The following is a 17,051-nucleotide window of genomic DNA, read 5'->3' as shown; positions in this document are numbered from 1 at the left end:
CTTCTCCGCACCGAGCCTAGGAGCGGCGGCCGGCCCCCGCATCGTCGTCGGGGACCAGTCGCGCCCGGATGGTCCTACGTCCGCCGCCCTACGCCTCGCGGACCCGCAACGCCCTTGCCAGGTCGTCCAGTTCGTCGATCAGTTGGCGGCGCAGGGCCGTGACCGGCTCGGCGTCCGCCAGGCAGGCCCGGCCGAGGGCGAGGTTCTCGGCGTCGACGGCGTGGGCGGGGAAGGCCTGCCGGCCGGTGACCGTGGCGATGCGGGGGCCGCGCCGGGCGGCGACGGCGACCGCGTCCTGGTAGTAGCGCGGCACGTAGTCGCGGACCAGGTCGGCCTGTTCGGGGTGCCAGAAGCCCTCGGCGGTGGCCGTGAACAGGTAGTTGGACAGTTCGTCGCCGCCGAACATGGCCTCCCAGGCGGTGCGCTTGGCCTTCGGGTCGGGCAGCGCGGCCCGGCAGCGGGCGGCGCCCTCCTGGCCGCTGGCGCTGGGGTCGCGGGCCAGCTCGGCGGCGATCCGGTCCTCGTCGACGGCGCCGAGGACGGCGAGCCGGCCCAGGATCCGCCAGCGCAGCTCGGGGTCGAGTTCGGGTCCGCCGGGCACGGTGCCCTCGGCGAGCCAGGCGGCGATGGTGTCGGGGTGGGCCGCGGCGCGGATGAAGTGCCGTACGGCGATCAGGCGCAGCCCGGGGTTGTCGCCGTCCTCGGTGCGCCGGATGAAGTCGCGGCACAGGGCCGAGACGGTGGCGAGGGCGGCCGGGCGCTCCTCGGGCCTGAGGTACCGGTCGACGACGTGGACCGCGGTGAAGGCCAGCACACCCTGGACGAGGGCGAGGTCGGTCTCGTGCGGGAGGTGGCCGCGGGCCGCCTCCAGGTAGGCGGCGGGCGGCAGCTCCCCGTCACGGACGGCGTCGCGCAGGGCGTTCCAGACCACCGCGCGGGTCAGCGGGTCGGGCAGGCCCGACAGGTGGGCGCGGACGGTGTCGGCGGAGCCGGCGTCGAAGCGGACCTTGGCGTAGGTGAGGTCGCCGTCGTTGAGCACGAGCAGGGCGGGGCGCTTGCCGAGGACCTGGGGCGCGGTCTGCGGGATGTCGAGGTCGATGCGCTCGCGCAGGGTGAGTCCGCCCTCGTCGGCGAGGTCCTGGTCGTAGACGCCGACGCAGACGCGGTGCGGGCGGCTGCCGGTGCGCTCGACGGTGAGGGTGCGGGTGCCGTCGGCGGCGGTGGCCTGGACCGGGGTGAGGGTGTCGACGCCGGTGGTGCGCAGCCAGGTGTCGGCCCAGGCGTGCACGTCGCGTTCGGTGGCGGCGGCGAGGGAGTCGATGAAGTCGGCGAGGGTGGCGTTGCCGAACCGGTGCCGCTGGAAGTGGATGTTGATGCCGGCCAGGAAGTCCTTCTCGCCCGTCCAGGCGACCAGCTGGCGCAGCGCGGAGGCGCCCTTGGCGTAGGAGATGCCGTCGAAGTTGAGCAGGGCGGCGGCGGTGTCCTCGACGGCCTCGGGGGCGACCGGGTGGGTGGAGGGACGCTGGTCGGCGTCGTAGCCCCAGGCCTTGCGGGACACCCCGAAGTCGACCCAGGTGTCCGTGAAGCGGGTGGCCTCGGTGAGGGTCTGGTAGCCCATGTACTCGGCGAAGGACTCGTTCAGCCAGATGTCGTCCCACCACCTGAGGGTGACCAGGTCGCCGAACCACATGTGGGCCATCTCGTGGGCGATCACCATCGCGCGGGTCTGCCGCTCGGTGTCGGTGACGGCGGAGCGGTAGACGAACTCGTCGCGGAAGGTGACCAGGCCCGGGTTCTCCATGGCGCCGGCGTTGAACTCCGGGACGAACGCCTGGTCGTAGGAGTCGAAGGGGTAGGGCTCCTCGAACTTCTCGTGGTAGCGGTCGTAGCACGCGCGCGTGATGTCGAGGATCTCCTCGGCGTCGGCGTCCAGGTGGGGCGCGAGCGAGCGGCGGCAGTGGATGCCGAAGGGCAGTCCGCGGTGCTCGGTGCGCACCGAGTGCCAGGGGCCCGCGGCCACGGCGACCAGGTAGGTGGAGATCAGCGGGGTGGCGGCGGCCCGCCAGCGGCCCTCGCCGAGGTGCTCGGCGACGCCGTTGGCAAGGACGGTCCAGCCTTCGGGAGCGGTCACGGACAGCTCGAAGACGGCCTTCAGGTCGGGCTGGTCGAAGGCGGCGAAGACGCGCTGCACGTCGTCCAGGAAGAGCTGGGTGTAGACGTAGGTCGCGTCGTCCGCGGGGTCGGTGAAGCGGTGCATGCCCTCGCCGGTGCGCGAGTAGCGCATGGTGGCGTCGACGCGCAGCTCGTGCTCGCCCGCGGCGAGGTCCTTCAGCGGCAGCCGGTTCTGGTCCAGCGTCCCGGGGTCGAGGGGCTGTCCGTCGAGGGTGACGGCGCGCAGCTCGACGGGCTTCAACTCGACGAAGGTGTCGCCGTCGGACCGGGCCGTGAACCGGATCACGGTACGGGAGTCGAAGGTCTCGTCCCCGGTGGTCAGGTCGAGGCCGATCGTGTAGCGGTGGACGTCGAGGAGCTCGGCGCGGCTCTGCGCTTCGTCGCGAGTCAGTACGGACATGCGGGCCATGCTGCCCGATGACACCGACATCGCACAGGGGCAGGAGCGGTACGCGGCTTATGTCCGCCCCGCGGTCGTGCGACGGCGCTGGTGGGCGCCGTGCGAGTCGACCGGCCCACGCCCTGTACGCCTGTTCGAGCGCCGCGTCACCGCCGGTGCCCGGCGGGGCCGGAGCGCTCTCCGAGGCGTCGTACGTGTCCTTCGGTCGGTGCCGGGTCAGTGCGCGTCCGACGGCCGCCCGTTGACGGCGTCCTCGGCGATGGACTCGTGGTGCCTGATCACCTCGGCGATGATGAAGTTCAGGAACTTCTCGGCGAAGGCGGGATCGAGCTTGGCGTTCTCGGCGAGGGCGCGCAGCCGGGCGATCTGCCGGGCCTCGCGGGCCGGGTCGGCAGGGGGCAGCCGGTGGACCGCCTTGAGGCGGCCGACCTGCTGGGTGGCCTTGAAGCGTTCGGCGAGCATGTGGACGACGGCCGCGTCGATGTTGTCGATGCTCTCGCGCAGCCGGCCGAGCTCCGCGCGGACGGCGGGGTCGACGTCACCGGTACCGGTGTTGCTGGTGGTCATGGGCGTCAACCCTACGGGGGCGGCCTGTCGATCCCTAAGGGCCGTCCACGGGTGTGGCCGGGCCGTCCTCCCCAAGGCCGTCCTCCGGGAAGCCGGCGTTCCAGTCGTCGGGCACGGCCCGGCTCTGCATGGTGCGGAAACGCACGGGGGCGGTGCCGACCCGGCGGGTGAACAGCCGGGAGAAATAGGCCGGATCGTCGTAGCCGACGCGGCGGGCGACGGCGGCGACGGACAGTTCGGTGGTGGCGAGGAGTTCCTGGGCGCGGCCGAGCCGGATGCCGATCAGGTAGTCCTTGGGGCTGCATCCGGCGACCCGGCGGACGGCGCTGCGCAGCTCGGCCGGGGTCATGCCGTGCCGGGCCGCGTGGTCGGCGACGGTCATCCCGGTGCAGGCGTCCCGGGCGAGCGCGTGCAGCACCGGGTCGCCGTCGGGGGCGAGGTCGGCACGCGCGCGCCGCAGGGCGACCAGGAGCTCGTGCACGGCGGCGCCGGTCTCGACCTCCAGGAGGGGGTTGCCACGACGGGCGGCCCGCGCGATGCGGGCGATGACGTCGCGGGGTCCGGTGGCGTCCGAGAGGGGCACCACGGGCCGCTCGGGCTCGATGTAGCCGAGTTCCGTGTAGGTGGCGGTGTCAGGCCCGGTGAAGGTCACGAAGCCCTCGTCCCAGCCGGTGTCCGGGTCGGGCCCGTAGTGGTGCGGGACGCCGGGTGTGAGCCACACCAGGGCGGGGGCGGTGACGGCGGTGCGGCGCCCGTCGGGCGTGCGGTACCAGCCCCGGCCCGAACTGATCACCACGGCGACGTGCCCGTCCAGCACGCGCGGGCCGACGGCGGGCACCGCGCCGTACTGGAGGCCGACACCGAGACAGACCAGGCCCAGGCGGTGGTGGACGGCGCCCGGGGTGAAGAACCGCATCCAGGCGTGGAAGACCGGCGCTCCGCCTGACACTGCGCGCCCCCTGTGTGCGTCTCTTCCGTCCAAGTACTGCCGATCTTTGTCCATGGTGCCGGCGCCCGTCAGGGGACCAAGGTGAGCCTATGAGCGACTTCACGGTGGGCGAAACGGATTTCCTGCTGGACGGCCGGCCGGTACGGCTGCTGTCCGGAGCGCTGCACTACTTCCGGGTGCACGAGGAGCAGTGGGGTCACCGGCTGGCGCTGCTGCGCGCCATGGGGCTGAACTGCGTGGAGACGTACGTCCCGTGGAACCTGCACGAGCCGCACCCCGGCGACTTCCGGGACGTCGAGGCGCTCGGCCGCTTCCTGGACGCGGCCCGGGAGGCGGGCCTGTGGGCGATCGTGCGGCCGGGACCGTACATCTGTGCGGAGTGGGAGAACGGCGGCCTGCCGCACTGGGTGACCGGCGAGCTGGGCGCGCGGGCACGCACGCGTGACGAGCGTTTCCTCCGGTACGTGGACCGCTGGTTCCGCCGGCTGCTGCCCGAGGTCACGTCCCGGCAGCTGGACCGGGGCGGCCCGGTGATCATGGTGCAGGTCGAGAACGAGTACGGCAGCTACGGCTCCGACGCCGTCTACCTGGCCCACCTCACCGACCTGCTGCGGGCCGAGGGCGTCACGGTGCCGCTGGTCACCTCGGACGGCCCCGAGGACCACATGCTCACCGGCGGCTCGGTCCCCGGCCTGCTCGCGACGGTGAACTTCGGCTCGCACGCGCGCGTGGCCTTCGAGACGCTCCGCCGCCACCAGCCCGGCGGCCCGCTGATGTGCATGGAGTTCTGGTGCGGCTGGTTCGACCACTGGGGCGGCGAGCACGTCGTACGGGACGCCGAGGACGCGGCGGCGGCGCTGCGGGAGATCCTGGAGTGCGGGTCCTCGGTCAACGTGTACATGGCGCACGGCGGCACCAACTTCGCCGGCTGGGCGGGCGCCAACCGCCCCGGCGGCGAGCTGCACGAGGGCCCGCTGGAGGCGGACGTGACGTCGTACGACTACGACGCGCCCATCGACGAGTACGGCCGCCCCACCGAGAAGTTCTGGCGCTTCCGCGAGGTGCTCGCCGCCTACCACGCCGACCCGCTGCCCGAACCGCCCTCGGCGCCGGCCCCGTTGGCCGCGCCGGCGGACGTGGAGCGCATCGCCTGGGCATCACTGCCCGCCGTTCTGGAGACCCTCGGCACCCCGGAACGCGTCCACCCGGTGCCGCCCACCTTCGAGGAGCTGGACATCGCCCGGGGCCTGGTCCGCTACGAGGTGGACGTACCGGGCCCGCGCCCGCCGTACCCGCTCACCGCGCGGGGCCTGCGCGACCTCGCGGTCGTGTACGTCGACGGCGAGCGGGCCGGGGTCCTCACCGAGGAGGAACCCCAGCTCAAGAAGCCGGTCGCCGGCCCCGCGCGCGTGGAGCTCTGGGTGGAGTCCCTGGGCCGCGTCAACTACGGCCCCCGCTCCGGCGAGCCGAAGGGCATCACCGGGGGCGTCCTGCACGAACGCCAGTTCCTGCACGGGGTACGCGCGCGGGCGCTCGATCTGGACGCGTTCGAGGCGGGGGTGGATGCGGTGCCCTTCGCTCCTCTTCCGGAGGACGGCACGCCCGGCCTGTACCGGGGGACCGTCACGGTGCGCGGCGCCGGGGACGCCCGCCTGGAACTCCCCGGCTGGACGCGGGGCTTCGTCTGGATCAACGGCTTCAACCTGGGCCGCTACTGGTCGGCGGGCCCGCAGGAGTCGCTGTACGTGCCGGGCCCGGTCCTGAAGGAGGGCGAGAACGAGGTCTGGGTCCTGGAACTCCAGGAGTCGAATCAGGGAACGGTACGGCTGGCGCCCCTCTAGGGGCGCGGGGAACCGCGCGATCGCCCCTCACCTGGCCGCACCCGACGTACAACCGTCCTACCCCCGACATTTCCCCGACCCGCGCATACAGTGGAAACAGGTTCTGGGCGTCTTTGGGGGTAGGACGTGGCGAACGGCGGCCCGGTGGAACACGGCTACCCGCACCTGGACACCGTGCGGGCCGCCGTCACGGCGTTGTACCGCCGCCTGTCGTACGACACCGTGCAGACCTTCGACACCAGCGTGCCGCCCGCCGACGTCGCGTTCTGCGACACCGACGACCTGCACCTCGGCGCGCAGCGCGTCGCCCGCGAGCTGGTCCGGCACTTCCGGCTGCCCGACGCCCGCATGATCGTCGGCTTCAAGGACATCCCCCACGCGGCGAACGTCGAACTCACCGCGGGCCCGGAGTACTTCATCGAGCTGAACGACCGCTTCCGCACCCATCGCAGGGACATCGGCGCGGCCCTCGCCCACGAGGTGATGCACGTGTACCTGCACCGCCTGGACCTGTCCTTCGCGAGCACCCGGGAGAACGAGATCCTCACGGACACGGCGACCACCTACCTCGGGGCCGGCTGGCTGCTCCTGGACGCCTACCGGGAGCACGGCGAGGCGTCCCAGAAGCTCGGTTATCTCACCCCGGAGGAGTTCGGCTACGTGCTGGCCAAGCGCTCCCTCGTCTTCCACGAGGATCCGTCGGTGTGGTTCACCAGTCCGCAGGCCTACACGGCGTACCAGAAGGGCATGGTCCGGGCCCGCCAGGACGAGGAACAGCCGCCGCTCACCGGCGCCGGCTGGGCGGGCCGCCGCCGCTACGCCCGCGACCGCCGCCACGCCCCCGCGGCGCCGCCCGCGCAGCCCGGCGCCCCCTACGCCTTCACCCCCGACAGCGGCGGCCGGCTGCGGGTCTCGTTCCCGTGCCCCACCTGCCACCAGCGGATCAGGGTGCCGGTGCGGGGCCGGGTCCGGGCCCGCTGCTCGCTGTGCCGCACGGTCCTGGAGTGCGACACCTAGGGGACCCGACCCGGGGCCCCGCCGCCGGCCAGGCCCGCGTCGGCCGCGTCGCCCGCATCGCCCGCGTCACGCCCCGTACACCGCTCCGGGCGGCGCCGCCTCGGCGAGCAGTTTCAGCGCCGTCTCCCCCGCCTCCGCCGGGGTCCACCGGGCGCCCTTGTCGACGGTCGGACCGGGCCGCCAGCCCTCCATGACGGTGATCCGGCCCCCTTCCGTCTCGAACACCCGACCGGTGACACCGCTGCTCGCGGCGGAGCCCAGCCAGACCACCAGCGGGGAGACGTTGCCGGGGGCCATGGCGTCGAAGCCGGTGTCGGGGGCGGCCATGGTCCCGGCGAAGGCCCGCTCGGTCATCCGGGTGCGGGCGGCCGGGGCGATGGCGTTGACCTGGACGCCGTAGCGGGCGAGTTCGGCGGCCGCGACCAGGGTGAGACCGACGATGCCGGCCTTGGCGGCGCTGTAGTTGCCCTGCCCGACCGAGCCCAGCAGGCCCGCGCCGCTGCTGGTGTTGACGATGCGGGCGGCCGGGGTGCGGCCCGCCCTGGCCTCGGCCCGCCAGTGCGCGGCCGCGTGCCGCAGCGGCAGGAAGTGGCCCTTGAGATGCACCCGCATGACCGCGTCCCAGTCGTCTTCGGCGAGGTTGACGAGCATGCGGTCGCGCAGGAAGCCGGCGTTGTTGACGAGGGTGTCGAGGCGGCCGAACGCGTCCAGGGCCGCCGCCACCAGGGACTCGGCACCGGCGTCCGTCGCGATGTCCCCACCGTGCGCCACCGCCTCACCACCGGCCGCCCGGATCTCCGCCACGACAGCCTCCGCGGGACTGCCCGAGCCGACCGGGCTGTCCGCACCGGCGGGACCGGCTGGACCGGCGAGGGTGTCCGTGCCCGGTGCGCCGTCGAGGCCGACGCCGAGGTCGTTGACGACGACCCGGGCGCCCTCGGCGGCGAAGGCCAGCGCGTGGGCCCGGCCCAGTCCGCGCCCGGCGCCGGTGACGATCACGACCCGGCCCGCGCAGATTCCGCTCATCTCAGTCCTCCTTGTCGAACGGCTTGTTGGCGGTCGCCGCGTCCAGGAACGCCGGCCGCTCCCCGCCCCCGTGCACGAGCAGGCTCGCCCCGCTGATGTAGGCGGCCGCGTCGGAGGCGAGGAAGACGGCGGCGGCACCGATGTCGGACGGGTCGGCGAGGCGGCCGAGCGGCACGGTGCGGGAGACCGCGTCGATGCCGTCCGGGCCGCCGTAGTGGAGGTGGGCCAGCTCGGTGCGGACCATGCCGACGACCAGCGTGTTGACGCGGACCTCCGGCGCCCACTCCACCGCCATGGACCGGGCCAGGTTCTCCAGCCCCGCCTTGGCCGCTCCGTAGGCGGCGGAGCCCGGCGAGGGACGGCCGCCGCTGACGCTGCTGATCATCACCACCGCGCCCCGGGCCCGCCGCAGGTGCTCGTACGCGGCGAGGGAGGCGGTCAGCGCGGTGACGAGGTTCAGCTCGATCACCCGGGCGTGCCGCTCCGCGTCCGCGTCGGCGAGCCGCCGGTAGGGGGTGCCGCCCGCGTTGTTGACGAGCACGTCGACCCGGGGCAGGGCGTCGAAGAAGGCGCGTACGGCGGGCGGATCGCGCAGGTCGAGGGGGATGAACTCGACGCCGTCGAGGGGCTGTTCGGGCGGTCGGCGGGCGCAGGCCAGGACCTGGGCGCCGGTCGCGGCGAAGGCCTGCGCGATCCCCGCGCCCACGCCCCGGGTGCCGCCGGTGACGACGACGGTCCTGCCGCTCGGCGAGTTGTCCACAGGCTCTCCCGCTGGTCCGCACCGGCTGCTAGCTTCGAAGCCTCACACCTAACAAATGTTTGGTGGAAAGGCAGCTGACTGCGAAGGTAGCTGATGCGTCCATGGGTGTCTCCACCTCGTGTCCGGAAAAGGGAATCGCGCTCGTCACGGTCGACCACCCACCGGTGAACGCACTGCCGGTGCACGGCTGGTTCGCGCTGGCGGACGCGGTGCGCGCGGCGGGCCGCGACCCCGGGACCCGGTGTGTCGTGCTCGCCGCACAGGGCCGGGGCTTCAACGCGGGCGTGGACATCAAGGAGATACAGGCGGACGGACACGAGGCGCTGCTCGGCGCCAACCGGGGCTGCGCGGAGGCCTTCGCGGCGGTGTACGAGTGCGAGACCCCGGTGGTGGCCGCGGTGCACGGTTTCTGTCTGGGCGGCGGGATAGGCCTGGTGGGCAACGCGGACGCGATCGTGGCGAGCGAGGACGCCGTCTTCGGGCTGCCGGAGCTGGACCGGGGCGCCCTGGGCGCGGCCACCCATCTGGCCCGGCTGGTCCCGCCGCATCTGATGCGGACGCTGTACTACACCTCGCGGACGGCGACCGCGGCCGAACTGCACGCGCACGGTTCGGTATGGCGAGTGGTGGCGCGCGGGGAACTGCTCCTGGCGGCAATGGAGCTGGCACGGGAGATAGCCGCCAAGGACGGCCGGCTGCTGCGCCTCGCCAAGGCCGCCATCAACGGCATCGACCCCGTCGACGTGCGGCGGAGCTACCGCTTCGAACAGGGCTTCACCTTCGAGGCCGCCCTCAGCGGGGTGGCCGACCAAGTTCGCGACACCTTCGGGAAGGAGGGTGCCGGCAGTGACTGACAAGACGATGACCGCCGACGAGGCCGTCTCCCGGCTGGCGAGCGGCATGACCCTCGGCATCGGCGGCTGGGGTTCCCGACGCAAGCCGATGTCCCTGGTCAGAGCGGTGCTCCGGAGCGGTATCGACGAGCTCACGCTGGTCTCGTACGGCGGGCCGGACGTCGGGATGCTGGTCGCGGCCGGCCGGGTGCGCAAGCTGGTGACGGCCTTCGTCACCCTTGACTCCGTCCCGCTGGAACCGCACTACCGCGCGGCACGCGAACGCGGGGCGCTGGAGCTGATGGAGGTCGACGAGGGCATGTTCATGTGGGGCCTGCACGCGGCCGCGAACCGGCTGCCCTTCCTGCCGGTGCGCGCCGGGATCGGCTCGGACGTCATGCGGGTCAACCCCGGTCTGCGGACGGTCGCCTCGCCGTACGCCGACGGGGAGACGTTCGTGGCGATGCCCGCCCTGCGCCTGGACGCGGCGCTGGTCCACGTCAACCGCGCCGACCGGCTGGGCAACGGGCAGTACCTGGGCCCGGACCCCTACTTCGACGACCTGTTCTGCGAGGCGGCGGACGCGGCCTACGTCTCCTGCGAACGGATCGTGGACACCGCCGAGCTGACGAAGGAGGCGGCACCGCAGTCACTGCTGGTCAAGCGGCTGAACGTGACGGGGGTCGTGGAGGCGCCGGGCGGCGCCCACTTCACCTCCTGCGCTCCCGACTACGGACGGGACGAGGAGTTCCAGCGGCTGTACGCGACGACGCCGTGGGCGGAGTTCTCCGGGCGGTTCCTGGCCGGTGACGAGCAGACGTACCGGTCGTCGGTGCGCGACTGGCAGGAGGGGCAGGGGTGACGGACACACCGCGCACGGACACACCGCGTACGGACGTACTGCGCTCCGAGTACTGCGTGATCGCCTGCGCCGAGGCCTGGCGCGGCTCGGGGGAGATCCTGGCGAGCCCGATGGGTCTGATCCCCTCCCTGGGCGCGCGCCTGGCCCGGCTGACCTTCGCACCGGACCTGCTGCTGACCGACGGCGAGGCGCTGCTGGTCCGCCCGGACGGGACGCCCGAGGGCTGGCTGCCCTACCGGCAGCACCTCGCGCTGGTGGCGGGCGGGCGGCGGCACGTGATGATGGGCGCGAGCCAGCTCGACCGGTACGGCAACCAGAACATCTCCTGCGTCGGCGACTGGACCCGGCCCCGCCGGCAGCTGCTGGGGGTACGCGGGGCGCCCCTCAACACGCTGAACAACCCGACGAGTTACTGGGTCCCGAAGCACTCCCGCCGGGTGTTCGTGGCGAAGGTCGACATGGTGTGCGGGGTGGGGTACGACCGGGTGGCCCGGCACCCGGGCGCGGAACGCTTCCACCGCATCCCCCGGGTCGTCACCGACCTCGGTGTCCTCGACTTCGAGACCCCCGACCGCTCGATGCGGCTGGCCGCGCTGCATCCGGGGGTGAGCGTCGGCCAGGTGCGGGAGGCCACGGACTTCGAGCTCACCGTCCCGGACGAGGTGCCGTACACCCGTGAACCGAGCGCGGCGGAGCTGCGGCTGATCCGCGAGGTGCTCGATCCGGCCGGCGCGCGGACGAAGGAGGTCGCCGGCTGATGGAGACCGCGCTGACCCGGCTGGTCGGGGTCCGGTACCCGATCGTGCAGACGGGCATGGGCTGGGTGGCGGGGCCGCGCCTGGTCTCGGCCACGGCCAACGCCGGAGCCCTCGGTGTGCTGGCCTCCGCGACGATGAGCCTCGATCAGCTGCGCGCCGCGATAGCCGAGGTCCGGTGCCGTACGGACGCCCCGTTCGGGGTGAACCTGCGGGCGGACGCGGCCGACGCCGGCGACCGGGTCCGGTTGATCATCGACGGGGGTGTGCGGGTGGCGTCCTTCGCGCTCGCCCCCTCCCCCGGGCTGATCGCCGAGCTGAAGGCGGCGGGCGTGGTGGTGATCCCGTCCGTCGGGGCGCGGCGGCACGCCGAGAAGGTGGCGGCGTGGGGTGCGGACGCGGTGATCGTGCAGGGCGGCGAGGGCGGCGGGCACACCGGCGAGGTGGCGACGAGCGTACTGCTGCCGCAGGTGGTGGACGCGGTGCGGATACCGGTGGTGGCCGCCGGGGGGTTCTTCGACGGCCGGGGACTGGTGGCGGCGCTGGCGTACGGCGCGGCGGGGGTCGCGATGGGCACGCGGTTCCTGCTCACCTCGGACTCGACGGTGCCGGACGCGGTGAAGGCGCGGTATCTGGCGGCGACGGTCAGAGACGTCACGGTCACCCGGGCGGTGGACGGGCTGCCGCACCGGATGCTGCGGACCGATCTGGTGGCCTCGCTGGAGCGCTCGGGCCGGGCCCGGGGGCTGCTGCACGCGATACGGCGGGCGGCGGAGTTCCGGAAGCTGTCCGGGCTCACCTGGCGGCAGCTGGTCCGGGACGGTCTGGCCCTGCGGCACGGGAAGGAGCTGTCCTGGAGTCAGGTCCTGCTGGCCGCGAACACCCCGATGCTCCTCAGATCGGCGATGGTGGACGGCCGTACGGACCTGGGGGTGATGGCGTCCGGGCAGGTCGCCGGGGTGATCGACGACCTGCCGTCGTGCGCCGAGCTGGTGGACCGGATCATGAAGGAGGCGGCGGAGACCCGGGAACGGCTCATGGGCCTTGAGTGAGCCCTCACAACCGCTCGATGACCGTCACGTTCGCCTGCCCCCCGCCCTCGCACATGGTCTGCAGGCCGTAGCGTCCGCCGGTGCGTTCCAGTTCGTGCAGGAGGGTGGTCATCAGTTTGACGCCGGTGGCGCCGAGCGGGTGGCCGAGGGCGATCGCGCCGCCGTTGACGTTGACCTTGGCGGGGTCGGCGCCGGTCTCCTTGAGCCAGGCGAGGACGACCGGGGCGAAGGCCTCGTTGATCTCGACCAGGTCGATGGCGTCGATGGTGAGGCCGGTCTTCTTCAGGGCGTGGGCGGTGGCCGGGATCGGGGCGGAGAGCATCCGGATGGGGTCCTCGCCGCGGACGGAGAGGTGGTGGACACGGGCCCGGGGGCGCAGTCCGTGTTCGCGGACCGCGCGTTCGGAGGCGAGGAGCATGGCGGCGGCGCCGTCGGAGACCTGGGAGGAGCAGGCGGCGGTGACGGTGCCGCCGTCGACGACCGGCTTGAGGGCGGCCATCTTCTCCAGCGAGGTGTCCCGGCGCGGGCCCTCGTCCACCGCGACCGCGCCGTAGGGCACGGTCTCCCGTTCGAAGCGGCCCTCGTCGATGGCGCGCAGCGCCCGCCGGTGGGAGTTCAGGGCGAACTCCTCCTGGTCCCGGCGGCTGATGCCCCATTTGGCGGCGATCATCTCGGCGCCGGCGAACTGGTTGACGGGCTGCCTGCCGTACCGGGCCCGCCAGCCCTCGCTGCCCAGGAACGGGCCCTCGGTCAGGCCCAGGGGCTCGCCGGCCTGCCGGGAGGCGAAGGCGATGGGGACCTGGGACATGTTCTGGACGCCGCCGGCGACCACCAGGTCCTGGGTGCCGGAGAGGACGGCCTGGGCGGCGAAGTGCACGGCCTGCTGCGAGGAGCCGCACTGGCGGTCGACGGTCACGCCCGGCACCTCCTCGGGCAGCCCGGCGGCCAGCCAGCAGGTCCGGGCGATGTCCCCGGCCTGCGGTCCCACCGCGTCGAGGCAGCCGAAGACGACGTCCTCGACGGCGGCCGGGTCCACGCCCGACCGCTCGACCAGGGCGGTCAGCACATGGGCGCCCAGGTCGGCCGGGTGGACCCCGCTCAGGCCGCCCTTGCGCCGCCCGACCGGCGTGCGCACCGCTTCGACGATGTAGGCCTCGGCCATGTCAGCGACTCCCTCAGCAGAAAGGGGCTTTCAACGAATGGGTGGGCTACTCACCGACGGCGATCCCGTCCAGCACCATGGACAGGTACTGCCGGGCGATCTCCTCCGGGCTGTGCTGCCCGCCGGGCCGGTACCAGGAGGCGGCGACCCACACGGTGTCGCGCACGAACCGGTAGGTGAGGCGGACGTCGAGGTCGGCGCGGAAGACGCGGGCGGCGACGCCGCGCTCCAGCGTCGACAGCCATGCCTTCTCGAACCTGCGCTGCGACTCGGCGAGGAAGCCGAACCGGTCCTGCGCGACCAGCTGCTTGCTCTCCTTCTGGTAGATGGCGACGGCGGCGCGGTGCCGGTCGATCTCCCGGAAGGACTCGGTGACCAGGGCTTCGAGGGTCTCGCGGGGACCGAGCCGGGCGTCCAGGACGGTGTCGTAGCCGTCCCAGAGCTCGTCGAGGAAGGTCCGCAGGATCTCCTCCAGCATCGATTCCTTGGAGTCGAAGTGGTAATAGAGGCTGCCCGCGAGCATGCCCGCGTGGTCCGCGATCTTGCGTACGGTGGTGGCGTTGTAGCCCTGCTCGGCGAAGACCTCGGCGGCGGTTTCGAGGAGTTCGCGGCGTCGAGCTGGAGCGGCGGCAGCCGCGCGCCTGCTCGCCGCGGTCACCGGGGGCTTCTTCTTGGTCGGCACGGGCACATTCTCGTCCTACGGATGCTGGCTGCTGACGGAGAGGACCTCTCCGGTGAGGTAGGAGGAGTAGCCGGACGCCAGGAAGACGATGGCGTTGGCCACCTCCCACGGCTCGGCGTACCGTCCGAAGGCCTCGCGGGCGGTGAGTTCCGCCAGCAGTTCCGCCGACGTCACCTTCACCAGGTGCGGGTGCATGGCGAGGCTCGGTGCCACCGCGTTGACCCGCACCCCGTACTCGGCGGCCTCGATCGCCGCGCACCGGGTCAGCGCCATCACGCCCGCCTTGGCGGCGGCGTAGTGGGCCTGTCCGGCCTGGGCCCGCCAGCCGACCACGGAGGAGTTGTTGACCACCACCCCGCCGTACCCGCCCTCGCGGAAGAGCCGCAGGGCGGCGCGCACACACCGGAAGGTGCCGTTGAGAGTGACGTCGAGGACCCTCGCCCATTGTTCGTCGCCCATGTCGACGAGTGCCGAGGTCCCGCCGAGACCGGCGTTGTTGACGACGATGTCCAGCCGTCCATGGGCCCGCACGGCGGTGTCGAAGAGCCCCTGCACCTGGGCCTCGTCGGTCACGTCGCACGGGCACGCGGTCACGGCCCCCGGATGCCGGCCGGCCAGTTCGGCCTCGTACTCCTTCAGCCGCCGGGCGTGCGCGTCACTGATCAGCACGCGGGCGCCCTCCTCCAGGAAACGGCGCGCGGTCGCGCCGCCGATCCCCGCCCCGGCCGCTGCCGTGATGACCGCGGTGCGCCCCGCGAGCAGCCCGTGTCCGGGCACGTACTCCGGACTCTCGACGCCTGTCATGGGCCCACGCTAACCTACCAAACACTTGTTAGGGAAGGACGGTGACGGCGACCGTGGACCTGACCCACAGCCCGGCGGACGAGGAGTTCCGCGCCGAGGCCCGAACCTGGCTCCGGGCGCATGTGCCGCGCCGCCCGCTCCCGTCCCTGGAGACGGCGGAGGGCTTCGCGGCGCACCGCGCCTGGGAGGCCGAGCTGGCCGCGGACCGCTGGTCGGTGGTGTCCTGGCCCGAGGAGTACGGCGGCCGGGCCGCGGGGCTGCTGCGCTGGCTGGTCTTCGAGGAGGAGTACTGGGCGGCGGGCGCGCCGGGCCGGGTCGGCCAGAACGGCGTCAGCCTGCTCGCGCCGACCCTGTTCGAGCACGGGACGCCGGAGCAGCGCGCCCGGGTGCTGCCGTCGATGGCCACCGGGGAGGTGGTCTGGGCGCAGGCGTGGTCCGAGCCCGGGGCCGGTTCCGATCTGGCCGCCCTCACCTCCAGGGCGGTGCGGACCGCGGGCGGCTGGCTGCTGACCGGCCAGAAGACCTGGTCGTCACGGGCGGCCTTCGCCGACCGCGCGTTCGGCCTCTTCCGCAGCGAGCCGCATGCTCCCAAGCCCCATCAGGGGCTCACCTACCTGATGTTCGACCTGCGCGCGCCGGGGGTGACCGTGCGCCCGATCGGCCGCCTGGACGGGAAGCCGGCGTTCGCGGAGCTGTTTCTGGACGAGGTGTTCGTGCCCGACGCGGACGTGCTCGGCGAGCCGGGCCAGGGCTGGCGGATCGCGATGTCCACGGCGGGCAACGAGCGGGGGCTGACGCTGCGGTCGCCGGGGCGGTTCCTGGCCGCCGCGGACCGGTTGCGGGACCTGTGGCGGGCCCGGGGCGAACCGGAGTCCGCAGCGGCCCGGGTGGCCGACGCCGTCGTCGGGGCCCGCGCCTATCAGCTGTTCACCTACGGGGCCGCCGCCCGCTTCCTGGACGGCGAGTCGCTCGGCCCGGAGTCCAGCCTGAACAAGGTGTACTGGTCGGAGCTGGACCTGGCACTGCACGAGGCGGCGCTCGATCTGCTGGGTGCCGAGGGCGAGCTGGCGGACACGCCGTGGTCGGAGGGGTATGTCTTCTCCCTCGCCGGCCCGGTCTACGCCGGCACCAACGAGATCCAGCGCGACATCATCGCCGAGCGGCTGCTCGGCCTGCCGAAGGGACGCCGCTGACATGCGCTTCCTCCTCGACACCGAGCAGCGGGACTTCGCCGACGCCCTGCGGGCGCTGCTGACGGCGGCGGACACCCCGGCGGTGGCCCGGGACTGGAGCCGCGGCGAGCACGCGGCCGGCCTGGCGTTGTGGGGACGAGTCGGCGCGGCGGGGGTGTTCGGGCTGGCGGTGCCGGAGGAGTACGGCGGGATGGGCCGCCGGCCTGTCGAACTCGCGGTGGCGTTCCTGGAGCTGGGCCGGTACGCGGTGCCCGGACCGCTGGCGGAGACGGTGGCGGCGGCCGTCCTGCTCGATGACGGCGAGGGCCTCGCCAAGCGGTTCCTGCCGGGGATCGCTTCGGGCGAGACGGTGGCGACGGTGGCGTTCGAGCGGCACGGGTACGGGTTCGCGCTGGACGGGGACGCGGCCGAGGTGCGGCTCGCGGCCACGCCGGAGGGCCTGCGGCTGTCCCCCGGCGCCGGGGCGGTACGCCGGTCCCTGGACCCCGCCCGCCGGCTCACCCCGCTCGTCCCCGTCGGTGAGCTGATCAGCACGGAGCCGCCGTGGGCCGAGGCGCTGCTCTGGGCCCGGCTGGCCACGGCCGCGCAGGCGCTGGGGGTGGGGCTGGCCCTGCTCGACAGAACGGTGGCCTATGTGAAACAGCGGACCCAGTTCGGCGTGCCCGTCGGATCGTTCCAGGCGGTCAGGCACCGGCTGGCCGACGTGAAGATCGCGCTGGAGTTCGCCCGTCCGCTGGTCTTCGGGGCGGCGGTGACGATGACCCCGTCGGATGTGGCCGCGGCGAAGCTCGGCGCGTGCGAGGCGGCGTACGCCGGGGCACGGGCCGCGCTTCAGCTGCACGGGGCGATCGGGTACACGGCGGAGTACGACCTGTCGTTGTGGCTGACCAAGGCGCGTGCGCTGCGGGGTGCCTGGGGGGCGCCGGAGGAGTGCAGAGGGGTGGTTCTCGATCGTCGCTGACTGCGGGCGAGCGGG

Annotated in this window: 16 protein-coding genes; 8 read left to right on the top strand and 8 right to left on the bottom strand. The window is 73.3% G+C overall.

What is annotated here, in order from left to right; translation table 11 throughout:
* Positions 1-88: 88 nt before the first annotated feature.
* The 3 genes from pepN to IEZ11_RS02230 form a co-directional block, all read right to left on the bottom strand.
* On the bottom strand, positions 89-2,572 hold the full coding sequence (gene pepN, locus IEZ11_RS02240; protein WP_189260802.1) for an aminopeptidase N: 2,484 nt from the start codon (positions 2,570-2,572) through the stop codon (positions 89-91).
* Between the two features lie 216 nt (positions 2,573-2,788).
* Positions 2,789-3,139, bottom strand: coding sequence for a chorismate mutase (locus tag IEZ11_RS02235; RefSeq protein ID WP_189260801.1), 351 nt, complete (start codon positions 3,137-3,139; stop codon positions 2,789-2,791).
* Between the two features lie 34 nt (positions 3,140-3,173).
* Positions 3,174-4,055 (bottom strand): helix-turn-helix domain-containing protein, encoded by an 882-nt coding sequence (locus tag IEZ11_RS02230; RefSeq protein ID WP_229712788.1) that lies wholly within the window; start codon positions 4,053-4,055, stop codon positions 3,174-3,176.
* A gap of 122 nt (positions 4,056-4,177) precedes the next feature.
* Between IEZ11_RS02230 and IEZ11_RS02225 the strand changes: the two genes are divergently transcribed.
* Positions 4,178-5,929 (top strand): glycoside hydrolase family 35 protein, encoded by a 1,752-nt coding sequence (locus IEZ11_RS02225; RefSeq protein WP_189260799.1) that lies wholly within the window; start codon positions 4,178-4,180, stop codon positions 5,927-5,929.
* Positions 5,930-6,055: 126 nt separating this feature from the next.
* Positions 6,056-6,946, top strand: a complete 891-nt coding sequence (locus IEZ11_RS02220; RefSeq protein WP_189260798.1) for a hypothetical protein — start codon at positions 6,056-6,058, stop codon at positions 6,944-6,946.
* A 66-nt stretch (positions 6,947-7,012) separates the two neighbouring features.
* Here IEZ11_RS02220 and IEZ11_RS02215 read toward each other — a convergent pair whose 3' ends face one another.
* Together IEZ11_RS02215 and IEZ11_RS02210 are read right to left on the bottom strand one after the other, a co-directional pair.
* Entirely contained in the window at positions 7,013-7,972 is a 960-nt protein-coding gene (locus tag IEZ11_RS02215; protein ID WP_189260797.1) for an SDR family oxidoreductase, read from the bottom strand.
* A gap of 1 nt (position 7,973) precedes the next feature.
* Complete coding sequence (locus IEZ11_RS02210; RefSeq protein ID WP_189260796.1) at positions 7,974-8,732, bottom strand: SDR family oxidoreductase; 759 nt, start codon at positions 8,730-8,732, stop codon at positions 7,974-7,976.
* A 101-nt stretch (positions 8,733-8,833) separates the two neighbouring features.
* Here IEZ11_RS02210 and IEZ11_RS02205 point away from each other — a divergent pair, with 101 nt between their 5' ends.
* Genes IEZ11_RS02205 through IEZ11_RS02190 form a run of 4 tightly spaced genes read left to right on the top strand, consistent with a single transcriptional unit; the run spans position 8,834 to position 12,234 of the window.
* Positions 8,834-9,586 (top strand): enoyl-CoA hydratase family protein, encoded by a 753-nt coding sequence (locus IEZ11_RS02205; protein WP_189260795.1) that lies wholly within the window; start codon positions 8,834-8,836, stop codon positions 9,584-9,586.
* Positions 9,579-10,427: a CoA transferase subunit A gene (locus tag IEZ11_RS02200; RefSeq protein ID WP_189260794.1), complete on the top strand. Its 849-nt coding sequence runs from the start codon at positions 9,579-9,581 to the stop codon at positions 10,425-10,427. The genes IEZ11_RS02205 and IEZ11_RS02200 overlap by 8 nt, the downstream gene beginning before the upstream one ends.
* Positions 10,424-11,185: a CoA-transferase subunit beta gene (locus tag IEZ11_RS02195; RefSeq protein WP_189260793.1), complete on the top strand. Its 762-nt coding sequence runs from the start codon at positions 10,424-10,426 to the stop codon at positions 11,183-11,185. The genes IEZ11_RS02200 and IEZ11_RS02195 overlap by 4 nt, the downstream gene beginning before the upstream one ends.
* Positions 11,185-12,234, top strand: coding sequence for an NAD(P)H-dependent flavin oxidoreductase (locus IEZ11_RS02190; RefSeq protein WP_189260792.1), 1,050 nt, complete (start codon positions 11,185-11,187; stop codon positions 12,232-12,234). Before IEZ11_RS02195 ends, IEZ11_RS02190 begins: the two co-directional genes overlap by 1 nt.
* 4 nt (positions 12,235-12,238) lie before the next feature.
* On the opposite strand, the gene IEZ11_RS02185 is transcribed toward IEZ11_RS02190, so the two are convergent.
* Genes IEZ11_RS02185 through IEZ11_RS02175 form a run of 3 tightly spaced genes read right to left on the bottom strand, consistent with a single transcriptional unit; the run spans position 12,239 to position 14,882 of the window.
* A complete protein-coding gene (locus IEZ11_RS02185; protein ID WP_189260791.1) occupies positions 12,239-13,396 on the bottom strand; it encodes an acetyl-CoA C-acetyltransferase in 1,158 nt (385 codons plus the stop codon).
* A gap of 46 nt (positions 13,397-13,442) precedes the next feature.
* Positions 13,443-14,078 (bottom strand): TetR/AcrR family transcriptional regulator, encoded by a 636-nt coding sequence (locus IEZ11_RS02180; RefSeq protein ID WP_189260790.1) that lies wholly within the window; start codon positions 14,076-14,078, stop codon positions 13,443-13,445.
* 15 nt (positions 14,079-14,093) lie between these two features.
* On the bottom strand, positions 14,094-14,882 hold the full coding sequence (locus tag IEZ11_RS02175; RefSeq protein ID WP_189260789.1) for an SDR family oxidoreductase: 789 nt from the start codon (positions 14,880-14,882) through the stop codon (positions 14,094-14,096).
* Positions 14,883-14,935: 53 nt separating this feature from the next.
* Here IEZ11_RS02175 and IEZ11_RS02170 point away from each other — a divergent pair, with 53 nt between their 5' ends.
* Positions 14,936-16,075 carry an acyl-CoA dehydrogenase family protein gene (locus tag IEZ11_RS02170; RefSeq protein WP_189261103.1) on the top strand — a complete coding sequence of 380 codons (1,140 nt, stop codon included), beginning with the start codon at positions 14,936-14,938 and terminating at the stop codon, positions 16,073-16,075.
* Between the two features lies 1 nt (position 16,076).
* Entirely contained in the window at positions 16,077-17,036 is a 960-nt protein-coding gene (locus IEZ11_RS02165) for an acyl-CoA dehydrogenase family protein (RefSeq protein ID WP_189260788.1), read from the top strand.
* Positions 17,037-17,051 lie beyond the last annotated feature (15 nt).

The organism is Streptomyces fuscichromogenes (assembly GCF_014645815.1).
Lineage (GTDB): Bacteria > Actinomycetota > Actinomycetes > Streptomycetales > Streptomycetaceae > Streptomyces > Streptomyces fuscichromogenes.
Note: the sequence above shows the minus strand (reverse complement) of the source record. Positions and strands in the feature narration are given on the sequence as shown.